The 19,560-nt window shown below is 39.7% G+C and carries 24 protein-coding genes and 2 riboswitches; of the genes, 5 read left to right on the plus strand and 19 right to left on the minus strand.

The genetic code is table 11. The features are described 5' to 3' along the window. Positions 1-6: 6 nt before the first annotated feature. The 4 genes from COE25_RS10790 to COE25_RS10805 all read right to left on the minus strand — a co-directional run bounded on the left by COE25_RS10790 (position 7) and on the right by COE25_RS10805 (position 2,930). Positions 7-882 carry a fructoselysine 6-kinase gene (locus tag COE25_RS10790; RefSeq protein WP_306572524.1) on the minus strand — a complete coding sequence of 292 codons (876 nt, stop codon included), beginning with the start codon at positions 880-882 and terminating at the stop codon, positions 7-9. A 36-nt stretch (positions 883-918) separates the two neighbouring features. Next, positions 919-1,656: a GntR family transcriptional regulator gene (locus COE25_RS10795; RefSeq protein ID WP_098932652.1), complete on the minus strand. Its 738-nt coding sequence runs from the start codon at positions 1,654-1,656 to the stop codon at positions 919-921. A 430-nt stretch (positions 1,657-2,086) separates the two neighbouring features. Then, on the minus strand, positions 2,087-2,557 hold the full coding sequence (locus COE25_RS10800) for a hypothetical protein (RefSeq protein WP_098932653.1): 471 nt from the start codon (positions 2,555-2,557) through the stop codon (positions 2,087-2,089). A gap of 154 nt (positions 2,558-2,711) precedes the next feature. Further along, complete coding sequence (locus tag COE25_RS10805; protein WP_098932654.1) at positions 2,712-2,930, minus strand: hypothetical protein; 219 nt, start codon at positions 2,928-2,930, stop codon at positions 2,712-2,714. A gap of 101 nt (positions 2,931-3,031) precedes the next feature. Between COE25_RS10805 and COE25_RS30715 the strand changes: the two genes are divergently transcribed. Continuing rightward, complete coding sequence (locus tag COE25_RS30715) at positions 3,032-3,208, plus strand: hypothetical protein (protein WP_180247483.1); 177 nt, start codon at positions 3,032-3,034, stop codon at positions 3,206-3,208. A gap of 239 nt (positions 3,209-3,447) precedes the next feature. Here the strand turns inward: COE25_RS30715 and queF are convergent, their stop codons facing one another. Then, the gene (queF, locus tag COE25_RS10810; RefSeq protein WP_088089713.1) at positions 3,448-3,948 is read right to left on the minus strand and encodes a preQ(1) synthase; all 501 of its coding nucleotides are present in this window, start codon (positions 3,946-3,948) and stop codon (positions 3,448-3,450) included. Between the two features lie 127 nt (positions 3,949-4,075). Further along, a riboswitch (PreQ1 riboswitch) is annotated at positions 4,076-4,122 on the minus strand. A 294-nt stretch (positions 4,123-4,416) separates the two neighbouring features. Here queF and COE25_RS10815 point away from each other — a divergent pair. Further along, positions 4,417-5,328: a DMT family transporter gene (locus COE25_RS10815; RefSeq protein ID WP_088089714.1), complete on the plus strand. Its 912-nt coding sequence runs from the start codon at positions 4,417-4,419 to the stop codon at positions 5,326-5,328. A 93-nt stretch (positions 5,329-5,421) separates the two neighbouring features. Here COE25_RS10815 and COE25_RS10820 read toward each other — a convergent pair whose 3' ends face one another. The 3 genes from COE25_RS10820 to COE25_RS10830 all read right to left on the minus strand — a co-directional run bounded on the left by COE25_RS10820 (position 5,422) and on the right by COE25_RS10830 (position 6,975). Continuing rightward, on the minus strand, positions 5,422-5,556 hold the full coding sequence (locus tag COE25_RS10820; protein WP_088089715.1) for an anti-repressor SinI family protein: 135 nt from the start codon (positions 5,554-5,556) through the stop codon (positions 5,422-5,424). A 405-nt stretch (positions 5,557-5,961) separates the two neighbouring features. Continuing rightward, positions 5,962-6,252 (minus strand): hypothetical protein, encoded by a 291-nt coding sequence (locus COE25_RS10825; RefSeq protein ID WP_098932655.1) that lies wholly within the window; start codon positions 6,250-6,252, stop codon positions 5,962-5,964. A gap of 207 nt (positions 6,253-6,459) precedes the next feature. Then, positions 6,460-6,975: a DoxX family protein gene (locus COE25_RS10830; protein ID WP_098932656.1), complete on the minus strand. Its 516-nt coding sequence runs from the start codon at positions 6,973-6,975 to the stop codon at positions 6,460-6,462. 225 nt (positions 6,976-7,200) lie between these two features. On the opposite strand from COE25_RS10830, the gene COE25_RS10840 reads away from it, so the two are divergent. Beyond that, the gene (locus COE25_RS10840) at positions 7,201-7,419 is read left to right on the plus strand and encodes a spore germination protein (RefSeq protein WP_098932658.1); all 219 of its coding nucleotides are present in this window, start codon (positions 7,201-7,203) and stop codon (positions 7,417-7,419) included. 101 nt (positions 7,420-7,520) lie between these two features. Here the strand turns inward: COE25_RS10840 and COE25_RS10845 are convergent, their stop codons facing one another. The 10 genes from COE25_RS10845 to COE25_RS10890 form a co-directional block, all read right to left on the minus strand. Then, positions 7,521-7,766 (minus strand): hypothetical protein, encoded by a 246-nt coding sequence (locus COE25_RS10845; RefSeq protein ID WP_098932659.1) that lies wholly within the window; start codon positions 7,764-7,766, stop codon positions 7,521-7,523. 224 nt (positions 7,767-7,990) lie between these two features. Further along, positions 7,991-9,334 (minus strand): C40 family peptidase, encoded by a 1,344-nt coding sequence (locus COE25_RS10850; RefSeq protein ID WP_098932660.1) that lies wholly within the window; start codon positions 9,332-9,334, stop codon positions 7,991-7,993. Between the two features lie 285 nt (positions 9,335-9,619). Then, on the minus strand, positions 9,620-10,447 hold the full coding sequence (locus COE25_RS10855) for a MetQ/NlpA family ABC transporter substrate-binding protein (RefSeq protein ID WP_098932661.1): 828 nt from the start codon (positions 10,445-10,447) through the stop codon (positions 9,620-9,622). 20 nt (positions 10,448-10,467) lie between these two features. Further along, complete coding sequence (locus tag COE25_RS10860) at positions 10,468-11,139, minus strand: methionine ABC transporter permease (RefSeq protein WP_088089722.1); 672 nt, start codon at positions 11,137-11,139, stop codon at positions 10,468-10,470. Continuing rightward, positions 11,129-12,142: a methionine ABC transporter ATP-binding protein gene (locus tag COE25_RS10865; RefSeq protein WP_088089723.1), complete on the minus strand. Its 1,014-nt coding sequence runs from the start codon at positions 12,140-12,142 to the stop codon at positions 11,129-11,131. Before COE25_RS10865 ends, COE25_RS10860 begins: the two co-directional genes overlap by 11 nt. Positions 12,143-12,233: 91 nt before the next feature. Continuing rightward, positions 12,234-12,340: riboswitch (SAM riboswitch) on the minus strand. Between the two features lie 286 nt (positions 12,341-12,626). Beyond that, positions 12,627-13,772, minus strand: a complete 1,146-nt coding sequence (locus tag COE25_RS10870) for an ABC transporter permease (protein ID WP_098932662.1) — start codon at positions 13,770-13,772, stop codon at positions 12,627-12,629. Then, a complete protein-coding gene (locus COE25_RS10875; protein WP_098932663.1) occupies positions 13,772-14,884 on the minus strand; it encodes an ABC transporter permease in 1,113 nt (370 codons plus the stop codon). The genes COE25_RS10870 and COE25_RS10875 overlap by 1 nt, the downstream gene beginning before the upstream one ends. Before the next feature lie 13 nt (positions 14,885-14,897). Continuing rightward, positions 14,898-15,836, minus strand: a complete 939-nt coding sequence (locus COE25_RS10880) for an ABC transporter ATP-binding protein (protein WP_098932664.1) — start codon at positions 15,834-15,836, stop codon at positions 14,898-14,900. 119 nt (positions 15,837-15,955) lie between these two features. Further along, positions 15,956-17,059, minus strand: coding sequence for a sensor histidine kinase (locus tag COE25_RS10885; protein WP_098932665.1), 1,104 nt, complete (start codon positions 17,057-17,059; stop codon positions 15,956-15,958). A gap of 1 nt (position 17,060) precedes the next feature. Then, on the minus strand, positions 17,061-17,702 hold the full coding sequence (locus COE25_RS10890; protein WP_098932725.1) for a response regulator: 642 nt from the start codon (positions 17,700-17,702) through the stop codon (positions 17,061-17,063). 215 nt (positions 17,703-17,917) lie between these two features. On the opposite strand from COE25_RS10890, the gene COE25_RS10895 reads away from it, so the two are divergent. Then, on the plus strand, positions 17,918-18,301 hold the full coding sequence (locus tag COE25_RS10895; protein WP_257208769.1) for a hypothetical protein: 384 nt from the start codon (positions 17,918-17,920) through the stop codon (positions 18,299-18,301). Positions 18,302-18,507: 206 nt separating this feature from the next. Here COE25_RS10895 and COE25_RS10900 read toward each other — a convergent pair whose 3' ends face one another. Then, on the minus strand, positions 18,508-18,675 hold the full coding sequence (locus COE25_RS10900) for an aspartyl-phosphate phosphatase Spo0E family protein (protein ID WP_088089728.1): 168 nt from the start codon (positions 18,673-18,675) through the stop codon (positions 18,508-18,510). 347 nt (positions 18,676-19,022) lie between these two features. Here COE25_RS10900 and COE25_RS10905 point away from each other — a divergent pair, with 347 nt between their 5' ends. Continuing rightward, complete coding sequence (locus COE25_RS10905; RefSeq protein WP_098932666.1) at positions 19,023-19,493, plus strand: DUF6376 family protein; 471 nt, start codon at positions 19,023-19,025, stop codon at positions 19,491-19,493. The last annotated feature ends 67 nt before the right edge of the window (positions 19,494-19,560 follow it).

A 19,560-nucleotide genomic window follows, 5' to 3' on the forward strand; every position in this document is an offset into this window, starting at 1 on the left:
AGGAGATTAAAAGGGAATCCCATAACCAAAAGCCCCATCAACAAGACATGTTTGTGCCGCAAATTTCGCCCCTTCTTCCAAACTATTTTTCAGGAGGACAGCATCCTGCACATTAGGATTTGCCTTTTTTTCAGAAAGATAATGTAAGATAAACGCGGTAAAAAAGGAATCTCCTGCTCCAAGCGTATCAACCGGTTGCACAAAATGCGGGTCTTGTCGGTAAAACGATTGGCCGTCATAGATCATCGAGCCGCGTGAACCCATCGTGCCCAAAACTAATTGACTCCCAAAGGAATGGACACGTTTTAATAGATTCTTAACTTCCTCGTCGGCCAATTGCCCGCAACTTAGCAAACTGATATCAATATGCTGGCAATTTCTCTCGAGCAACGCATCGGTATAATCACTTGAAAAATCATAGGATACCAGGATTCCGGAATCTTTTAGCTTTTGTAACTCTGAATCCATATCACTATAGATGCTGCTATGGGCAATATCGAAGCTTTTAATATAGGCCAAGTCTTCTGCGCTGAGGACAACCGGATGGTCGCTTTGAACACCACCCCCATTCCCGCCAATAAACACTCGGTCACCGTCCACTAAATCAACCGCGGCAAATCCATTCTCCCCCTCATGCTGTCGGCAATGAGAAATATCAATTTCCAAGCTTTTTAAGGTAGTAATAATATGCTCTGCAGCCCGATCATTGCCGAACACTCCAAGATAGGCCGCTTCAATCCCTAACTGCTTAGCATAGACACTGAAATTCAAAGCATTTCCACCTGGATACATCGTTTTCTTATAAACATATTTATCAACCACATTATCGCCAATGCCGATTACCTTCATGAAAAAACCTCCAATTACTACTAAATGGTATATACCATTTGGTTTATTTTAAAGCTGAAATGATTTTCCTCATTTCAGCTTTAATTCCGAATAAAATTTGACAATGTCACTTCTTGTTAATGAACTAGAGAATTCAATTTCCTTTTCATTTTTATCAAAAGCAACGGATTCTTGTAAGATGCACGGACTCTCAGAACGTATTTTTAACAGCTTGCTCTCACTTTCATCCGACACGGTCACCTGCATGTACTCTTTTGCCATGACAAGGACAATTCCGTACTCTCTTTCTAAAATTTCATACAACGAATCATTTTCCGTAATAATTTCATCAAGCCTTGGACAAAGCTTCTCTGGCAGGAACGATTCTTCAATCGAGATCGGTGTCTCATTAACAAGCCGAAGCCGTTTAATAGCAGTCATCACTTCCCCCGAGGGAAGCTTTAATTTTTGCGCTAAATGAGCGTGGGCTTCCATTTTACGAATGGACAGGATTTGTGTACTCGGAATCAATCCTTTACTCAACATGTTTTTGGTAAAACTGTTAAAGGTAACAAAATCCATCTCAATTTTACTTTGATTGATAAAGGTACCCGCTCCTACACGCCGTTCTACCACACCTTCCCTTTCCAGGATCGACAGGGTATGTCTTGCGGTCATACGGCTAATTTGAAACTGCTCGGCCAATTCCCTTTCCGAAGGAAGTTTATCACCGTGCTTAAGTTTCCCACTCTCAATCTCCTCAAGAATTTTATTCCTTAATTGTTTGTAAAATGGAGTTGCCTCTTCATCTCTTATCATTCTACTCATCTCTAATTTCTCCCATTTATGCAGATATTCAATATCATACATAAAGGATATAGTATTTCTACTTCTTTTGTAAATTTTTGTTTTTGCAGTGGTATATACCATTAAGAATAGAGTTTAGATAATCTTTTTGGAAGTTTGAAAATAGGTATTTTGTAAGCGCTTTAAATACGATGTGTCAGAATACTTAATTAATTTTAGGATAATTCATATCTTTAACCTTGTCAACCGAAGAAATTTCTACAAAATCAGCTATGAGAATACTAATTAAACGTTTGATTAGTTTCACCTTAAGCCTTGTCAAGGCTAGGAATCTCCCTCCAACTGCCTAAGTATATTGTCGAGGATTGTCCAGCTATTTCACCGAATATACCTAAGGCATGTCCCTTTAGCATTGAAAAAGAGAGCATGAATCACCTCTCTTTGATCTAAATCACTGATTATAATCCCACATAATCCTCCACTCACCTTTTTCTTTTACTACAAAGACCTCTTGCTTTAAATCAAAATTTCCATATTTCCCTTTATAGGTTTGGGTGACAGGAACCTTGTATACATTTTTCAGCAAAGGTCCTGTTTTAGATATCTTCCACTTTTTCACTTCTTCAGGCTTGCCGATTGTATAGGTGAAGGTTTCCACCCCAAAATGGTTCATAAACACATGGGCACGATCCTGGATGTAGTTTCCTTTAGTGAACTTTTCCTTCATAGCAGAATGAAATAGATTCCATGAATTCGCGAAATCACCGTCAGCTTCATACCTATAAAACTCGTCGACCATTTCCTTTGCCTGATTGCTAGGAGAAAAGAAAGCAAACTTCATTGCTAGAAAAATTGTTAAGCTACTAACAATCAAAACGATACCAATAATCATACCTTTGGAAGGTCCATATTTTTTAGCCATGGTTATCTCCTTATGTTCCAAGCTTTATATCTAAAAATATGTCTCACCATGTCCAAATAGTATTTTGAATTGATTTGGATGTGTAAAATCTCCCCTGATTCGAGGACCTTGGCCTCACCCGCCCCATATAAAATCACTCTTCCTCTAACCGATTCTATTGAGCTTTCTTAAAGTCCATTGATTTTTTAGAGAAATCAGCCAGCCTTAGGATAAACGTCCGTCCCGTTTCCTTTTCCAATACTTCAAAAGCACTTATACCAAATTCATTAGAAAACAATTGCCTGCTTATATCAAAACCACCAATTTCCACTGCTAACACCATGCTTTCATTAATTGTTAAGCGGTCTTTCCTGTAAAAATGGAAAGAATCCATTCGAATCTGCCCCTCAATATCACATTCTTACTTTTAATCCCTACCAGTACTATTATAGTCACGAGAAAATTGGCAATGATAGTAAAGGAGGTGAAAAAAAGATGACAAACGACCCGAATCTTCGTGGAAATATGATCGATAACGAATGGAATAGTGAAGAGGTTCAAAATGAAATCATGTTCAGCGGAATAATCGACGATGAATGGCTTGAAAACAGACGAACAGATGATGAAGACTATGACTATCAAGATGATGACCATAACGATTACGTATGGTAACCCAGCTCAAAAAGCCACGGAAAGGGTTCCGTGGCTTTTTAACAAACTTATGAAAAAAACCGCTTACTGGCGGATAAGTTACTTTTACTGGCGGATATGCCTTTTTACTAGCGGATAACTTAATTATACTGGCGGATAAGAAAATGTTACTGTCCAAGATGTATTAAAACTCCATAAGTCTCCTCTACATCAGATCGCAGCCACAATACAAATAAGGCCGGAATCCCGGCCTCATTTTTCTATCGATTATCCACTTTCTCCGGATAAAGATCATGGTTCATTAAACGGAAATTTGCCATCTCCTCGTACTTAGTTCCCGGCTTCCCATAGTTACACCATGGGTCAATTGAAATCCCGCCGCGTGGAGTAAACTTCCCCCAAACCTCAATGTATCTTGGGTCAAGCAGCTTAATTAAATCATTCATGATGATATTCACACAATCCTCATGGAAATCTCCATGATTCCTGAAACTGAAAAGATATAACTTCAATGACTTACTCTCAACAATCTTTTGATCCGGTACATACGAAATATACATCGTCGCAAAATCCGGCTGGCGCGTCAACGGACATAAACTAGTGAACTCCGGGCAATTAAATTTCACGAAATAATCACGATCCGGATGAAGATTATCGACCGCCTCCAATACCTCTGGAGCATATTCAAATGAATAGGTAGTCCCTTGATTACCTAATAAAGTTAAATCCTTTAAACCTTCTTCATGGCTTCTGCCAGACATACAAAAACCCCCTTGTAATCTGTCCCGACACTTCACTAGAGTAGAGTTTCCCATAGCAGCTCTATTTCTCAAACTAAAAGGATCCCACAAAAAAGCCACGTCCAGTATGGACATGGCCTAAAGTCATGTATCCATAGTTTTTTATAGAGGGTATCAGCTATGAACCTCTCCCGCAAGTACGGGCATTCTCATCTTCATATCATATAGAACACCACAACATTCGTCAATGGCAGATCAAGGCAATTTCACAACCTCTTTTTTTTAGAAGGAACCCAACATGGTGACTGAACAAAAGCTGTCCCTTGACCTCGCCTTCCCGTTTTTTAATTAGTTCTCTCGCCAAGGTGAATTTTTGCAGCGCTGGTGCCTGACACCATGTGGTATAATAAAAAATATTTGCCACGACTTTCGGGATGCGAAAGTTTTATTTTTATAGAAAAGACCTGTTACAGGGTATAGGGGGATATGATGAAACAACAAGAAATAGGGTCACGATCAATTGGGCTGCCGCTGACCATTTCAATCATTGCCATCTCATTTTCGGCTATATTTGTCAAATGGTCAGACGCACCGGCCTCGATTTTGAGTATGTACCGGATGTGGTTTGCTAGTATCTTAATGGTTCCCATCGTCTGGAAAAAACGCAGTGAATTTAATAATATCATGAAAAAAGATTGGTTCTTTTTATTTTTTTCAGGCTTCTTTTTAGCCTTGCACTTTGTCCTTTGGTTCGGGTCCTTGAAATTAACAACCGTCGCAAGCTCGACCATCATCCTTGCCTTACAGCCGATAGTCTCCTTGCTTGGAGGCTTTCTCCTATTCAAGGAACGAACCACCTTGTCCGCATTGATGACCATGGGTATTGCCATTATCGGAGCAATGATGATTGGCTGGGGGGATTTCGGTTTAAGCAACGATGCAATCATGGGGGACCTGCTGTCGTTTTTCAGTGTCATCTCAGTGGTTGGTTACTTATTAATCGGTCAGACGATCGTCAAAAAGGTATCACATTGGCTTTATAGCTTTTGCGTATTTTTCTCGGCTTCAATTATTCTTACCATCTATAACCTTACAACAGGAGTTTCCTTAACTGGATATCCTGCCAAGGAATGGGGCATCTTCTTGTTACTCGCCACCGTTCCAACGGTCAGTCACGTGATCAATAACTGGCTTTTAAACTACGTCAATGCGACAACGATCTCGATGAGTATTTTAGGCGAACCCGTCGGCGCCACGATTCTAGCGGTCCTATTATTAAATGAACATCTCGTCAGCTGGCAAATTGTCGGCGGCCTGCTCGTCCTGCTCGGTGTCTTCTTCTTTTTAAGTCAGCAGCAAAAACCACTGCCACAAACGGTAAAAGAAGGTACTTTTAATTAGCATTTAAGAGAACAATAATACAGAAAAAAGGGACTAAGATTAGTCCCTTTTTGTATAAATGTATTCGGCGATCAATCACATTAAAATATTCATTTAATACCCTTTTACCTCATCCTGTTTTAGAAAACTCTTGATCGTTTCTACGGATAATCCAAGTTCCTTTGCTTCCAAAATTAGCGCAAACCATTCCTTATCAATAACCGAAACATCACTTTCTGAAACATTCATATTCTTCCTCCTAAAATGCTCTCCGTTTTCAATTATCCATTTATCTATTAAATAGTCTATACTGCTCAATATAAGCTATTATATCTAGTACTTTTATAACAGTGTGTTGGATTCTGTCGTATTTATAAAATTTTCCCAACTATTATCTGCTGGATTATTCCAAATTATCACAAATTACTACACTAGCCTTCTTAGAAATTAAGATAACCAAATCTTGAACATACGAAAAAGGGCGGCTTCAAAAGACATGAATATGCCTCTTGAAGCCGCCCCTTAGAAGAATTTATTTGCCTGAGTTTCCTTTCGGGATCGTCACGGCAGCCGTACCTCTAGTCGTATTTCCTGCGACCCACAATTTCAGCGGGTCAATTAAACCTTCTGCCTACCCAACGATTTTCCCAATTTTCACAGCTTCCAAGTTGGGAAATCCGTTTCTTTTTGTTTTTCATACTCTTTCATTCTTGAGTAAGAGTTTGATAGTTTTGATAAAATGTATCCTTGAGGGCTTGTTATTTCGATTTGTTTGCTTAACTCTTGAATTTTTATATTCGTAAACATGTTAGACACTTGAGCTAAATTTTCAATCGTGTCCATTAATTCAGGGTTATCATTGTAATTGCTTTTGGCGATATAGTAAATATAATCAAGTTTGTTCCTTATGTGCTTTAGCGTCTCGAGATCAAATTGTTCAGTCATTACATCACCCCTTATCTTAAAGCATATGGAACAAAAGGTGATTTGGAACAAAATCCAAAAATAAATTTTAGTGAAAAAAAATAAAGGTTGGCATCTTAAATAAAAATCAATGAAATCGACATAACGGATGGCATTAAATGAGTTTGGACTTAAAATAGAAAAGCAGAAGTGGAACCCTAGGGTTAACTTCTGCTTTTTGATGTTCATTTAAGCTGTGACTTTTGCTTTTTCGTGATCTGGACCTTTTTTGCTCATTTTTGTGATGAAAGGAACCACCCAACGGTCTAAACCGATTCTTCCAGCGTTATAACCAGCTGTTAAGATGATGAAGCCAAGGAAAATGTCTCTAGGGTTATGAGATACTGTACCGGCTAAGAAGAAGCTAAAGTTCATTACTAAACCAAAGAACATTGCAGTTGTTGTTAAGCAGCCTAAGATTAAGCCTAAGCCGATTAGTGTTTCGCCCCAAGGGACGATGACGTTAAACACATCCACGTTTGGTAAGGCAAAGTGTTTTAAGAAGTCAACATACCATCCAAATACGACTGCACCATCTGGACCTTTTACTGGGTTCGCGATAGCTCCTTTTAAGAATCCAGCCGCATCGAAGCCGCCTGTTAATTTATGAAAACCTGCTGTAAACCAAGAATAGCCAAGGTATAAACGTAAGACAGTTAAGATAGCGGCAGCGATTTTATTTTCTCTTAAAAATTTGTTAATCATAATTCATTCCGCCTTTCAATTTTTGTTTGTTCTTTATGATTACACTATATTCCCTTTTTCTGTTAAACAACATAGGTATAGTGACAAGTTCACAGTTTGTTAAAAATGTTATGACGAACTGTTGAACAGCAATAAGTAATCCATCATATCTGCAGTCATTGCTTTCGAACCATTCCCTTTTATTTGTCATATAGTAAGTTATTAAAATGCAAAGGATGTTCATCCATGTCAGAATTTCCAGTTCCAGTGAAGATTGATACAGTCAGTGGCGGGATTGTTCAATTTGGCAATTCGTTGTTCATTTCTCCTAAGAGCGCCTCGAAAAACACACAGGGCTCAGGCTCAATAAATACAGGGTTTCATGTCACAACTATTACTGGTCAAAGTACAACCACTTCGGTCAATGCGGATGTACTTGATCAACCCATCGTTCAGGATAACTAAGCAAAAAGACGACTCGGAAGCCCGAATCGTCTTTCTTTAAATAGAACAGTTAAGCACTTACTTTTGCTTTTTTCGTGATCAGTTTCTATTTTTCCAGCTGATTAACAACTGAGATCGTTTATTTCAGAATCTGGTGAGAAAATCCCACCGAGATATTCGGCGTGTTCGAGATATTGCTGCACAAAGTCTTTTAATGTCATCGGGATACCCGTATCTTCTAACCAATAATCATAACTAATCGCCAAAGTCTTTTTGATCATGTCATTTTCTAGCCAGTTAGGGGCTAATTTATGCTCAAGACCGGCAAGGACTTGAGCAATTTCTTGAATTGTGGTTATGTTTATCACCTTCTTAGAAAAAAGTTATATCACCTTTTTTCTAGTATATGTGATTATCGGCAAAAAAAATTCTAAAACCACTCCATTTCTTATAGTTTGCAGTCGGTGTCACATTCCTTCTACTTCTCACCGAGTTCGGTGCTTAGACGCAAAATTATATGATGAAACATGTTGATCTATACCAAACAGGCTTGGAGTTTTCCTCCAAGCCTGTTTTTTCTATTAACTTATATCTAATGCAATACTCTTGCTGCAGTTGTAAATTTAGCCGGATTATACGTAGCAATTTTCACAACATCACCCGTTTGCGGGGCATGTATATATTTCCCGCCTCCAATATATATGCCGACATGATAGGCAGGGTTACCCCTAAATACTAAATCACCTTTCTGTACATCATACGGGGAAATTCTGGTTCCAACATCTTGTTGGTCACGGGATACCCTTGGAAGACTAATCCCAACATATCGGTACACATATTGCGTGAACCCTGAGCAGTCAAACCCGCTTGGAGATGACCCGCCCCAAACGTATGGAACGCCCAAATATTGTTTAGCGGCTGCTATTAACGCATTTGCCGTGTCAGAGTTAGTTGCTTGAATTGTCGGCGAACCGGAAGCTGATGGGCTCTTTACCGAAGACTGTGGTGCCTGTTGTCTTGGCCTTTTTGGTGCTTCTTGCTGTGTGTGTTGCTGCGTTTGTTGCTGTGTTTGTTGCTGTGTTTGTTGCTGTGTTTGTTGCTGTGCCTCTTCTTGTGCTAGTTGCCGTGCTTCTTCCTGTGCTTGTTGCTGTGCCTCTTCTTGTGCTTGTTGCCGTGCTTCTTCCTGTGCTTGTTGTTGTGCCTTTTCTTGCGCTTCTTGACGTGCCTTCTCTTGTGCTTCTAGGCGAGCTTTATCTTGTGCATTTTTTTGAGTTTGTTGTTTAACTAGTTCCGTTTGTTGTTGCTTTAAGGCGCTTTTTGAATCTGCCAATACCTGATTCATTTCTACCTTATCAGCTTCAACATTCTTTTGTTCCGAAGCTAATTCAGCCTGACTCTTTTTTAATTGGGTTAATTCATTTTCGAGCTTTTGCTCTGCTGCATTTAAGGTTGCTTCTTTTTTAGCTAGAGCCTTCATTATATCTGTATTACTTTCAAGAATTTGCATAACGGCAGTAGATCGAGTTAATAACTGAGAAAAATCTTCTGAAGAAATGATAAATTCTGCGTAAGTGATAATGGACTGTTTCCCTTGTGCCTGCATGGTTCTTAGTCTTGTAGAATAGTAGTCTTTGTTCGTTTCTAAGTCTTTTCTTGCTCTTTCAATTTCAGTCTTTGTTTCTTCCATTTGACCTTGTTGTGCTTTAATATCATCGTTTAGTTGTTTGCTTTTTTCCATTCCTATAATAATACGATTGTCTAGTTGTTGTATCTTTGTTTCTATCTCTTCAATTTGTCCTGCTGTCTTGTTGATTTGTCCTTTTGTCTGATTGATTTGTCCTTGAGTAACAGGTGGACTTGCAAAAACAGGGGTTGCTTGCACGATCGTAGTAAAAAGAGCAACCGATAGCGTAAATATTAATGTTTTCCGTTTCAAACTATAATCACCTTTTCTTAGAGAAAATTATTCCAATTCATATAATTATAGTTTAAGTTTGTTAGAGAATAATAACAATGGAACTGGACAGAATGTAATAAATTTGTAATGTTATGTAGAAACTTCATAGAAAGCGTCGAATATAGAACCTAGTTTTCGTGAGAGTATGTTAACTTTCGTCATTTTCCAATATTATAGAAGAAACTTGAGAGAATAAACGAGTTGGTACGGAAATGTCCACAAAAAAAGCCTCGAAGAATAGAGACTTCGAGGCTTGTTCTGGATTTACTTTTTCATCCAACCCGGTTTTCCGAATCCTTCAAATTGTTCATCGATTACTTTTTCAAATTCCTCAGACTCGACAACAGCTTTTATATCTTTTGCAAATTGAGCATCTTTGTTTTCTGTTTTCACCGCTACAACATTGCGATAAGGATCGAGCATATTCTCAAGCGCTAGCGCTTTAAGCAAGTCCATTTTAGCAGCAAGAGCGAAGTTTCCAGGTACAGCGGCTATGTCAGCACTATCGACAGAACGAGGCAACTGACCTGCTTCAATCGGCTGAAACTTCAAGTTTTTCTTATTTTCAGTAATATCCTTCTCAGACACTTTAATCGGGTCTGCCTTTTCATTAATTTTAATCAAACCTTCATCATGGAGCGTATTCAAGGCCCGAGCGGCATTCGTCGGATCATTTGGAAGGGTAACTGTTGACCCATCCTTCACCTCAGCAAGCGATTTATAAGTGTTTGAATAAAGGCCCATAGGTGCCGTTGGGACAGAAATCAACGCGGATAAATCCATGTTATTTTCCTTCGCAAAACTTGAAAGGTAAATCGAGTTTTGGAAGAGGTTTGCGTGAATATCACCATTATCTAGCGCTTTGTCTGGTTGAATATAATCACTAAATTCAACAATCTCTACTTTGTAGCCCTTTTCTTCTAATCCTGGTACAATCGCTTTCTTCAACATATCACTATACGGACCAGCTGTAGCCCCCAATTTAATATTCTTTGAATCAGCGCTTTTCTTATCGTTGTTTCCTGAGCTGCCACAAGCAGCTAAAGCTCCTAAGACTACTAGCAATATAAATGATAAAAACAATTTTTTCATGACTATTTCCCTCTCTCTTTTTATCTTTTATCAAAAACTTTGGCGAGAAAATCGCCAAGAAACTGAACAAACTGAACTAAAACAATTAATATAATCACAGTGGCAATCATAATGGTATTGTCGTATCGATAGTAACCAAACCGAATGGCCAAATCACCAATTCCACCGCCGCCAACGGTCCCTGCCATCGCCGAAAATCCAATTAAACTAATCAGTGTTAAGGTAATACCTGAGATAATTCCTGACCTTGCTTCAAGGAGCAGGACATCTTTAATAATCATTAACGGCGTAGCGCCGGCAGCTATCGCGGCTTCAATGACCCCTTTATCAATCTCCCTTAATGCATTCTCGACAATTCGGGCAAAAAAAGGAATCGAAGCTACAGAAAGCGAAACACTCGCAGCAGTTGGTCCAATTGTTGTACCCACTAGAAAATTGGTTAAGGGAATTAACGCCACCAATAAAATAATAAAAGGAATGGAGCGGACTAAATTAACAACAAAGCCCATGCAAAGTTGGATGACGCGATTTTGCAAAAACAAGCCTTTGTCGGTCACGTATAATAGAATCCCTACTGGCAAGCCAATGACTATCGCGATTACCAATGAGATGAGGATCATATAAATCGTTTGTAAAAATGCTGTATTAATATCAGGAATTAGTTCCAAAAGATGCTGAAAATCAAAGCCCATCACGTAACACCTCCACTTGCGCTGCCCGGTCTTCGATATACTGAAGTGCTGCTTTCACGTCTTCCTTTTGTCCCTTCAATTCCATAATAAAGATGCCTAGTGGCAATTCTTGAATATATTCAATCGATCCATGCAGGAAGTTCCCTTTTACGTTACATTGCTGGAGCATATCGGAAATAACGCCCTCTCCAGCGACTTTCCCCTTAAACATGACCTTGATAATCGGTCCTTCACAATTATTTAAAATGGTCTCCGGAACGTCAAAGGAAACAACACTGTCGATAAATTCTTTGGTCAGTTCTGCCTGAGGGTTGGCAAATATATCATATACCGCTCCCTCTTCAATGACCTTTCCTTCTTGCATAATCGCCATTCGATTACAAATTTCCTTGACAACATTCATCTCATGCGTGATTAAAACTATCGTAATATCGAGTTCTTTGTTAATTTTTTTCAATAAATTTAAGATCGATTTTGTCGTGGTTGGATCCAGGGCTGATGTTGCTTCATCACATAATAGTACCTTCGGATTATTAGCCAGCGCTCGTGCAATCCCTACCCGTTGTTTTTGTCCACCGCTCAGTTGGGAAGGATAAACATCCCTTTTATCCCCAAGACCCACCGTTGCAAGCAGTTCTTCCACCCGTTCTTTGATTTGGTTCTTTGGATAGTTGGCCGCTTTCAAGGAAAACACGATATTCTCAAACACCGTTTTTTGACTGATTAAATAAAAGTGTTGAAAAATCATCCCTATTTTTAATCGTGATAAGCGTAGATTCTCCCCCTTTAGTGAAGTAAGGTCAATACCATCAACAGTAATACTCCCTGATGTTGGTCGCTCCAACAGATTAATACAGCGCAAGAGCGAACTTTTTCCTGCACCTGAATAGCCGACAATTCCATAAATTCCGCCTCTTTGAACGGTTAACGAAACATCATCCACACCTTTTACCGTGCCATTTTTCGTATTGTAAACTTTCGAAAGATTCTGAATCTCAATCATACGATTACCTCTTTTTTAAAATGCAATATTTTGGATATAAAAAAATGCCCCTCTCAACTGAAAGGGACATCGAAATACAAGTGGATATTTCGACTTATCTTTCAGAATGATCGTCATTCTGCAGGAATTGGCACCTTCCCTGTAATGGGGGTTGCCGGACGTCATAGGGCCTAGTCCCTCAGTCGCTCTCGATAAGTTTCATCATTAAATTAAGATATTTAAGATATTACCAATCTATTTCAATCTTGTCAATCATCTGAAAATAGTATTCTAACATAATATGGATTTCCATTCCCATAAAATCAATCTAAATAGTTGGATTAACTATACTATACTCAACTATACTAGTCTATTCTATTTTTATTTTACCTGCATCTCATTCCGACCAGCCAAAAAAAAAGACAAGAGCAACTTTGCCCTCATCCGACGTTTACACTTTTCCACTTTATACATTAGCTGTGCGGAGGTCTGAACCACATATCTACTACACAAAAGTCTGTGTAGAATTATTTCTACTAAATCGATACACCGCAATCAAGAAAAACGCAGCAGCAAAGGCGAATAGAATCATGAAATTTAAATACAACCCGCTAAATTCATTTCCTTCCTGAAGCTTCGTTAACGTATCCAATGTCCAGCGCTGCGGCAGGAAATTAGCAATTTTCTGTAACGATTTCGGCATCACTTCCACCGGCCAGAAGCAGCCGGAAAGCATGACGGTCGGAGTGATAATTAAATTTTGCAAGGCGCCAGCGGCACTGCGGCTGTTTGAAAAAGAAACAATCATTAATGAGATCCCTACGGAAATCAATGAAAATAGCATCATGACGAACGCCGCTGACCAAAAGGACATATTGATGCCAATATCAAAGATACTTTTCATAATCGTTAACGTGATCAGCACCTGTATCGTCATCACAATCATGTTGACCATGACATTGGAGAAGATATACTTCCTGGAATTAATCGGTGTTGATAATAACCGAAAATAGGTGCGGTTTTCTTTTTCTAAAAGGATGATCTCGGACATATTGCAGGCCGACATCAGCATGATCATAATCAGGAAGCCAATCGTTTGGTTGGTCATAAACTTGTTTTTTGAAGAACCTTCTAAAGCATTTGTGGTCAGCTTATAATCTGTTTGCTGGTAATCCTGATACATCTGCTCAAAAGTCTGTTGATTACCGCCCGCAACATAACTGATCGTCGCAATATTATCGATATACTGATGTAAATAAGATTTCACGTATGCGGTAATTGCTGCACCCTTGATCGAGGTCAGTTGGATATGGTCAGGCTCCCCAGCCAAGACACTGTCAGAATATCCTTCTTCAAAGGTAATTACACTATCTAGATCGCCAGACGAGATTTGATCTTGAACATCAGCCGTGGTAATCTTGGAAATTTCCACATTCTCTAATCTTTTTAAAAATTGGATTGTATCCGTAGTAATCTCGCTAGGGTCCTGATTAACAATTCCAACATGAAGGATTGTTTTTTGATCGCCGCCATAGACGAGCAAGGAGATAAAAATCCCGATTAACGGCATACATAGATACATAATAATGTTTTTCTTTTTTCGAAACGTCACACGTAACGTGTTCTGAATTAACCAGAGGATATCCTTCATTATAGCCCCTCCCGTCTTTGCAAAGATATGATCGCCACGAGTAAAAATAAGAGCGCCCCGCCAAGATTGATCGTTAGCGCTGGAATAGCTGCCGCAAAGTCATTCGCATAAATAATCTTTGTCAGCGCTGTATTCATCCAGGTTAGCGGCGAAAGCTCAGTAATCAGCTTGAAAATGCCTTCTGGGTTGTCAATTTTAAAATAAGCTCCGCCAAAAAAGGACGATAACTGCACAAACAGCATGATGATCACTCTCGGACCTGCACTTGTTTTTGACAGGAAGCTGACGCCAATCCCCATGCTGACCGCAAACACGACTTCTGTTAGCAGAACAAGGAATACCAATCCAAGATGTTCGCCCCAGTTGGCTTTGAAAATAAGCTTGCTAAACAGGATGACGAGCAGGATACAGATGCTATTACTAACGAGACTCCCGAGTACTTTCCCGATGAAAATTTCACTTTTTCGTACTGGAGAAGCAATCAGGCGGTCCGCTGTCTTGCGAACTCTTTCGCTTACGATTAACGAGCTTGACGACATCGCACCGTAAAGAACAATCATCGTTGTGATGACAATTGCATAGTAATCTATCGATCCCGGCTGTTTATCGGGAAGCAGCGAAGTTTCCTTAATGAAATCCGCCGGCTTTTCACGCGTGAAGGCACTTTCCAGCTTTTCCGGAGCCACCTTCATGACTTCAGAAGCAATATTGTATTGATCGACAAAGGAGGCGAGCATCCCTTGCAGAATATTTCCTTCAATACTGGTCCCATTATTGACATAGAGCTGAATCCCTTTATCGGTTACTTCTATATAACCATCATAGTTACCTTGCTTCACTTCTTTTTCGCCATCGCTATGTTCAGTTGCTTTTTTAAAATGAAGCCCTGATTTTTCGGCCTCAGTGATAAAGTGAGGAAAGTACTCACCCTTCGTTGTATCTTTATATAAGACATCGATATCATCGACGCGCAGACTGGTCGTAAACGTGTTCGATAGTGCTGTTCCAAGGACGAGCATTAACACAATTGGGAAGGCTAACATAAAAAACAAGGTTCGGGTATCTCGGAAGTCTGTTTTAATACCCTTCCACGCGATATTGAGTATGTTCAAAGTGAGTCCCCCCTTATTGGTCACGTAGATTTCTACCCGTTAATGTTAAAAATACTGTTTCCAGGTTCGGTGCTTTTTCTTGTAAGGAGCGGATTTCGATCTGGCTGCTCATAAAATGCTCGATGATTTTGTTTAAGTTATTGACGCCCGTATCTGAGTTGATTTTAATCAAGTTTTCATCGACTGAAACAGCTTCGACCCCGTTTATTTCTTTAATCGATTCCAGGTTCACCTTTTCCGTTGATTTAACCTCAATCCAGACATCTTTTGTATTGGTAATGATCGACTTCAGTTGCTCCTGCGTTCCTTCAGCAATGATTTTCCCATGATCAATGATTGCAATCCGAGAACAGATCTCTTCGACTTCCTCCATATAGTGGCTCGTGTAAATAATCGTGCAGCCCATTTCATTCAGCCGTTTTACTGATGTAAGGATATAGTTCCGGGACTGTGGGTCAATCCCGACCGTTGGTTCATCCATAATGATGAGCTTTGGCCGGTGGGCTATTGCACAAGCAATATTTAGGCGGCGCTTCATCCCACCTGAAAAACTTTTCGGATAGCTTTTATGTTTATCCTGTAGGCCGACGAAATCAAGGGCCTCCTCGACTCGTTCATTTAATTCGGCACCACGCAGACCGTAAAGTCCAGCAAAGAATTTTACATTTTCATAAGCCGTCATATCCTCATAGATCGCCAAATCCTGCGGCACCATGCCAATATTCATTTTCGCAAATCGGCTGTATTTAGCACTATTTTTTCCGAGTATGCTAATCGTTCCATCATTGCTGCGCAGCAGGCCGGCAATCATGTTGATCGTCGTACTTTTTCCAGCTCCATTGGCGCCCAGAAAACCAAATATTTCTCCCTCCGCAACAGATAAACTCATATTATCAACTGCGATAAAGTCAGCGAATTTTTTCGTTAAGTTGTTAATTTCTAAAACGTTCATCCTCTCACCCCTAAATCGTTTGTCTGTTTCCAGTATATAGAAAAAGAATGAACGCGCATAAGTGCAATCGTTCATTCTTTTCACATGAGATTATTCATATTGTGAGCGTGAGATTCTCATCACCCCAGCGGCAGGAGCGTAGTGACGGAAAAACCATCGCTGCTGTCGACAATTATTTTTCCATGGACAGATGCCGTCCGCTCCTCCATTCCGATGATACCTAGGCCTTTTTTAATCATAGCTGTTCCCGCACCATTATCCTTCACTTCAACTCTGACCAATTTGTTTAAAACCTTTAGATCGACGGAAACATGTGTTGCATGTGAATATTTCATCGCGTTCGTCAGCGCCTCTGTGACATTTTCATGGATGATTTTCCATTGAATCGGCGCGATAATATCTAAATTGCCTTCATGGGTGAGGACGGTTTTTATCTGTTGTTTGGCGTTAAAATCATCGATTAGTAGCTTCAAGCGGTGAATCCCCACTTGTTCCGTGGGGGGCTTCATATTTTTTAGGGTCAGGCGGATGTTTTCGATCCCCTCTTTCGAAATGTTGATCGCATTTTGGAGGAGCTCGGTTGCTTTTTGAGGATCGGTCTCCATTAATCGTTTGGACGCTTCCATCTGAAAAAGCGCACCGGTCATCGAGTGGCCAATTTTATCATGAATCTCCTGTGAAATTCGGTTGCGTTCCTCTAATTTAAAGGTGTATTCGGACTGCCGTATGTATTCGGTATTTTCATTGATATTCTTCGTTAACTTCTGGAGTTTTTTTCGCATCGTATCGATTTGCGCTTCATTTTTTACCAGTCTATCGCTATAGATAGTCGTGAGCGAAAGTATCATAAAAGAAAGACACGCCACTAAACCGTATAGGGGCTTCAACGATTCATTCATATACAAGATAGGAAGCAAGGAAAGAATCAGTAGCGTTATTTTTTTATCAAAAAAACCAGCGGCCAATTCCACAATCGATAAAGGCAGGAGCAAACTAAACAAGGGATCCACGAAGAGATAGGCTCCTGTTGTAATAGCGATGGACACCATATGCAGTATCCTTTTGATGGTGTTATTTTTTATTATATAAAGCGTAATATTTGCACAAAAATACACGAGAAAGGCGAGGACAATCCAGGAGATATGGCTGATATTGGTTTGTACTGCAAGGTAAGCAATATACACTAACAAAAGCAGCTTCGTAAAAATGATCCAAAACTCCATTTTAGTCTACTTTCCCCGTCAGAAAGTAAATCGCGATTTGTGTGCGGTGCTCAAGTTCGGTCTTGCCTAAAATAGACGTGATGTAATTGGCTACTGTCCCCTCAGAGATAAATAATTCCTTGGAGATCGCTTTATTGGAATACCCCTTCGCAATCAAGGACATGATTTCACGTTCCCGCTCGGTAAATCCTGTGAGATCGATTTTTGTTTCTGTTTCTTTGTTTGCCGCTTTTAAATTCGACTTTATTTTTTCTAAAATAACATCCTGAATGATGCTGTTTCCGTGGAACACACTCTTCAACGCATCACGGATTTGTTCGGGGTCATTGTTTTTTAATAGATAGCCCTTGGCCCCATTTTTAATGGCATCGAGGATGTATTCATCATCATCAAATGTCGTTAATATGATTGGCTTGGTGTTCGTTGTTTCGGTAATCACCTTCGTGGCTTCCACCCCGTTCATATTAGGCATGCGAACATCGAGCAGGGCAATGTCGACTTCATGCTTTTGACAGTAATCGACTGCCTCTTTTCCATCACTGACGGTGTCCAGCACTTCAAATTCCCCGTAGGTAGATAGAATGATTTTCAGACCTTCTCGAATAAATGAGTTATCATCCGCAATTATGACTTTAATTTTCATAAGTTTAGGAGCCACTTCCTTATTTTTACTCTCTATACCTGCCATTATAGCAAGAAACCTGGAGGAAGATGCATGTCAAATCAAGTGGCGGATTTCATAAATGTGTTCATCCGCCCATTCATTGGACTTTATCATGCATACAGTACAAAAGGTAACCATGTTCAAGGGTAACCAAAAGGACGATTTGTTATCGACAAAAAAGGAGATGTATTTGTATGATGGGAGGACATTTCGGTGGTCACCATGGAGGGTACGACGGCGGGCATCACGATGGACACCATGGGGGCTATCACGACTTTGGGCATCATGATGGACACCATGGAGGCTATCACGACTTTGGGCATCATGATGGACACCATGGGGGCTATCACGGAGGCTACCATGGAGGGTATCACGGTGGGTATCACGGAGGCTACCCTGGCTATGGTGGCTATGGCGCTCCATTTGTCGGAGGATTGTTAGGCGGTCTAACGGTCGGTGCATTGTCCTCTGGCGGAGGTTATCCATACCCAGTCCCTTATCCTGCCCCATACCCAGCATCCTATCCGGCACCTGTACCATATCCAACCAGATATCCATATGGAGGGTATCCCTATTAGCAGTTGAGTAAGAAACTGATTTAATGAGGTGGAACTGACACTAGGTCAGTTCCTTTTGAGCCTAAAAATAAAGCGTAGAAGGCCTCCTCAAAGGACTTTTACGCTTTTTCTCTATGAGAGAGTTATCATGATATACTGCATGGTATCTAGTGCCTTTTCTTTCAAACTTAATTATTATGAATATATTGGATAAATATAATAAGTAATTAAGCAGATATTTTCTCTAGTAAACCCATTTGTAAGTTGATTAATTTATCAAGCCTTTCACTTAGTCTTACCGTTTCACTTGAGGTAAAACCTTTGGATAGCCCCACTGAAATCATTGTTTTTCTTAGATGTTCGATTTTGGTAAATAGATCGTCGTTAGTCATCATCAGAAACTCCTTATTTTGAACTTGTACTAAGTGTACCAATTGTAAGCGAATACAATAAAATAGTTTTCGTCATCAAATATCGACACTTTTTACTATCTTCATAATGTTTATGACATTTATTTTTATAGTGACACTCGGAATATGTTGAATACTGCATTTTGCCATGGAAAAAAGTTCATTTTTTGGACACAAAGATACATAAAGTCAATGGATGATGAATTTCAGAAATAGCATCCTGTTCTACAAGCACTAGAATGAATATTATTTTTGTATCTGAATACATAAATAAGAAGAGCGTAAAAAAACTGTTTCTTCAATAATACTTATGGTGAAACGGAGGTTTTTAGATGAAAAGGTGGTTGACTGTTTTTTCTGCCAGTCTATTGCTGCTCCTGAGTGGGTGTTCTTATTTAAACACGGCATCTGACACGCTTGATTATGTAAAGGAAGCCACAAGCTACGCAGCAACCCTAGACAATTTTGCCGCTGAAACTCCTCCACTTATCAAACATGTTTTAAACAACCAAGCAGAAGCAAATGAACTCAAGGCACAACTCCAACAGATGAAAAATAAGATACAATCCTTTAATACTCTTGATGTCCCGGAAACGGTAAAGGGATTCCATCAGGAAATTATTGAACAAAATAACCTCTTAACTCAACAAATTGACCTCTACTTAAAGGATCTCAACGACGGTAAACTTAACCCATCAACCCTCGATAACAGCAAACTACTTCAACCCGTAGAAGAAATCACAACCATTATCGTGCAAATCCAAAAGCTCGGGGCGCAAGTGAACGAAACACTTGGTGCCTGACACCAACAAAAGACGAGATTTTTCCTCTCGTCTTCTTTCTCACTTTAACGCTTTAAACTTATAACAG

The sequence above is a fragment of the Bacillus sp. AFS031507 genome, assembly GCF_002584635.1.
Classification (GTDB): domain Bacteria; phylum Bacillota; class Bacilli; order Bacillales; family Cytobacillaceae; genus Neobacillus.

Bases quoted from the DNA above. Each gene is read 5' to 3' on its own strand.
- COE25_RS10895 (WP_257208769.1), top strand. From the start codon at position 17,918: ATGATGGGAGGACATTTCGGTGGTCACCATGGAGGGTACGACGGCGGG.
- COE25_RS10840 (WP_098932658.1), top strand. From the start codon at position 7,201: ATGTCAGAATTTCCAGTTCCAGTGAAGATTGATACAGTCAGTGGCGGG.
- COE25_RS10800 (WP_098932653.1), bottom strand. From the start codon at position 2,557: ATGGCTAAAAAATATGGACCTTCCAAAGGTATGATTATTGGTATCGTT.
- queF (WP_088089713.1), bottom strand. From the start codon at position 3,948: ATGTCTGGCAGAAGCCATGAAGAAGGTTTAAAGGATTTAACTTTATTA.
- COE25_RS10825 (WP_098932655.1), bottom strand. From the start codon at position 6,252: ATGACTGAACAATTTGATCTCGAGACGCTAAAGCACATAAGGAACAAA.
- COE25_RS10870 (WP_098932662.1), bottom strand. From the start codon at position 13,772: ATGAAGGATATCCTCTGGTTAATTCAGAACACGTTACGTGTGACGTTT.
- COE25_RS30715 (WP_180247483.1), top strand. From the start codon at position 3,032: ATGACAAACGACCCGAATCTTCGTGGAAATATGATCGATAACGAATGG.
- COE25_RS10860 (WP_088089722.1), bottom strand. From the start codon at position 11,139: ATGGGCTTTGATTTTCAGCATCTTTTGGAACTAATTCCTGATATTAAT.
- COE25_RS10880 (WP_098932664.1), bottom strand. From the start codon at position 15,836: ATGAACGTTTTAGAAATTAACAACTTAACGAAAAAATTCGCTGACTTT.
- COE25_RS10905 (WP_098932666.1), top strand. From the start codon at position 19,023: ATGAAAAGGTGGTTGACTGTTTTTTCTGCCAGTCTATTGCTGCTCCTG.
- COE25_RS10855 (WP_098932661.1), bottom strand. From the start codon at position 10,447: ATGAAAAAATTGTTTTTATCATTTATATTGCTAGTAGTCTTAGGAGCT.
- COE25_RS10820 (WP_088089715.1), bottom strand. From the start codon at position 5,556: ATGAATGTTTCAGAAAGTGATGTTTCGGTTATTGATAAGGAATGGTTT.
- COE25_RS10805 (WP_098932654.1), bottom strand. From the start codon at position 2,930: ATGGATTCTTTCCATTTTTACAGGAAAGACCGCTTAACAATTAATGAA.
- COE25_RS10900 (WP_088089728.1), bottom strand. From the start codon at position 18,675: ATGATGACTAACGACGATCTATTTACCAAAATCGAACATCTAAGAAAA.
- COE25_RS10890 (WP_098932725.1), bottom strand. From the start codon at position 17,702: ATGAAAATTAAAGTCATAATTGCGGATGATAACTCATTTATTCGAGAA.
- COE25_RS10795 (WP_098932652.1), bottom strand. From the start codon at position 1,656: ATGAGTAGAATGATAAGAGATGAAGAGGCAACTCCATTTTACAAACAA.
- COE25_RS10815 (WP_088089714.1), top strand. From the start codon at position 4,417: ATGAAACAACAAGAAATAGGGTCACGATCAATTGGGCTGCCGCTGACC.
- COE25_RS10830 (WP_098932656.1), bottom strand. From the start codon at position 6,975: ATGATTAACAAATTTTTAAGAGAAAATAAAATCGCTGCCGCTATCTTA.
- COE25_RS10885 (WP_098932665.1), bottom strand. From the start codon at position 17,059: ATGGAGTTTTGGATCATTTTTACGAAGCTGCTTTTGTTAGTGTATATT.
- COE25_RS10865 (WP_088089723.1), bottom strand. From the start codon at position 12,142: ATGATTGAGATTCAGAATCTTTCGAAAGTTTACAATACGAAAAATGGC.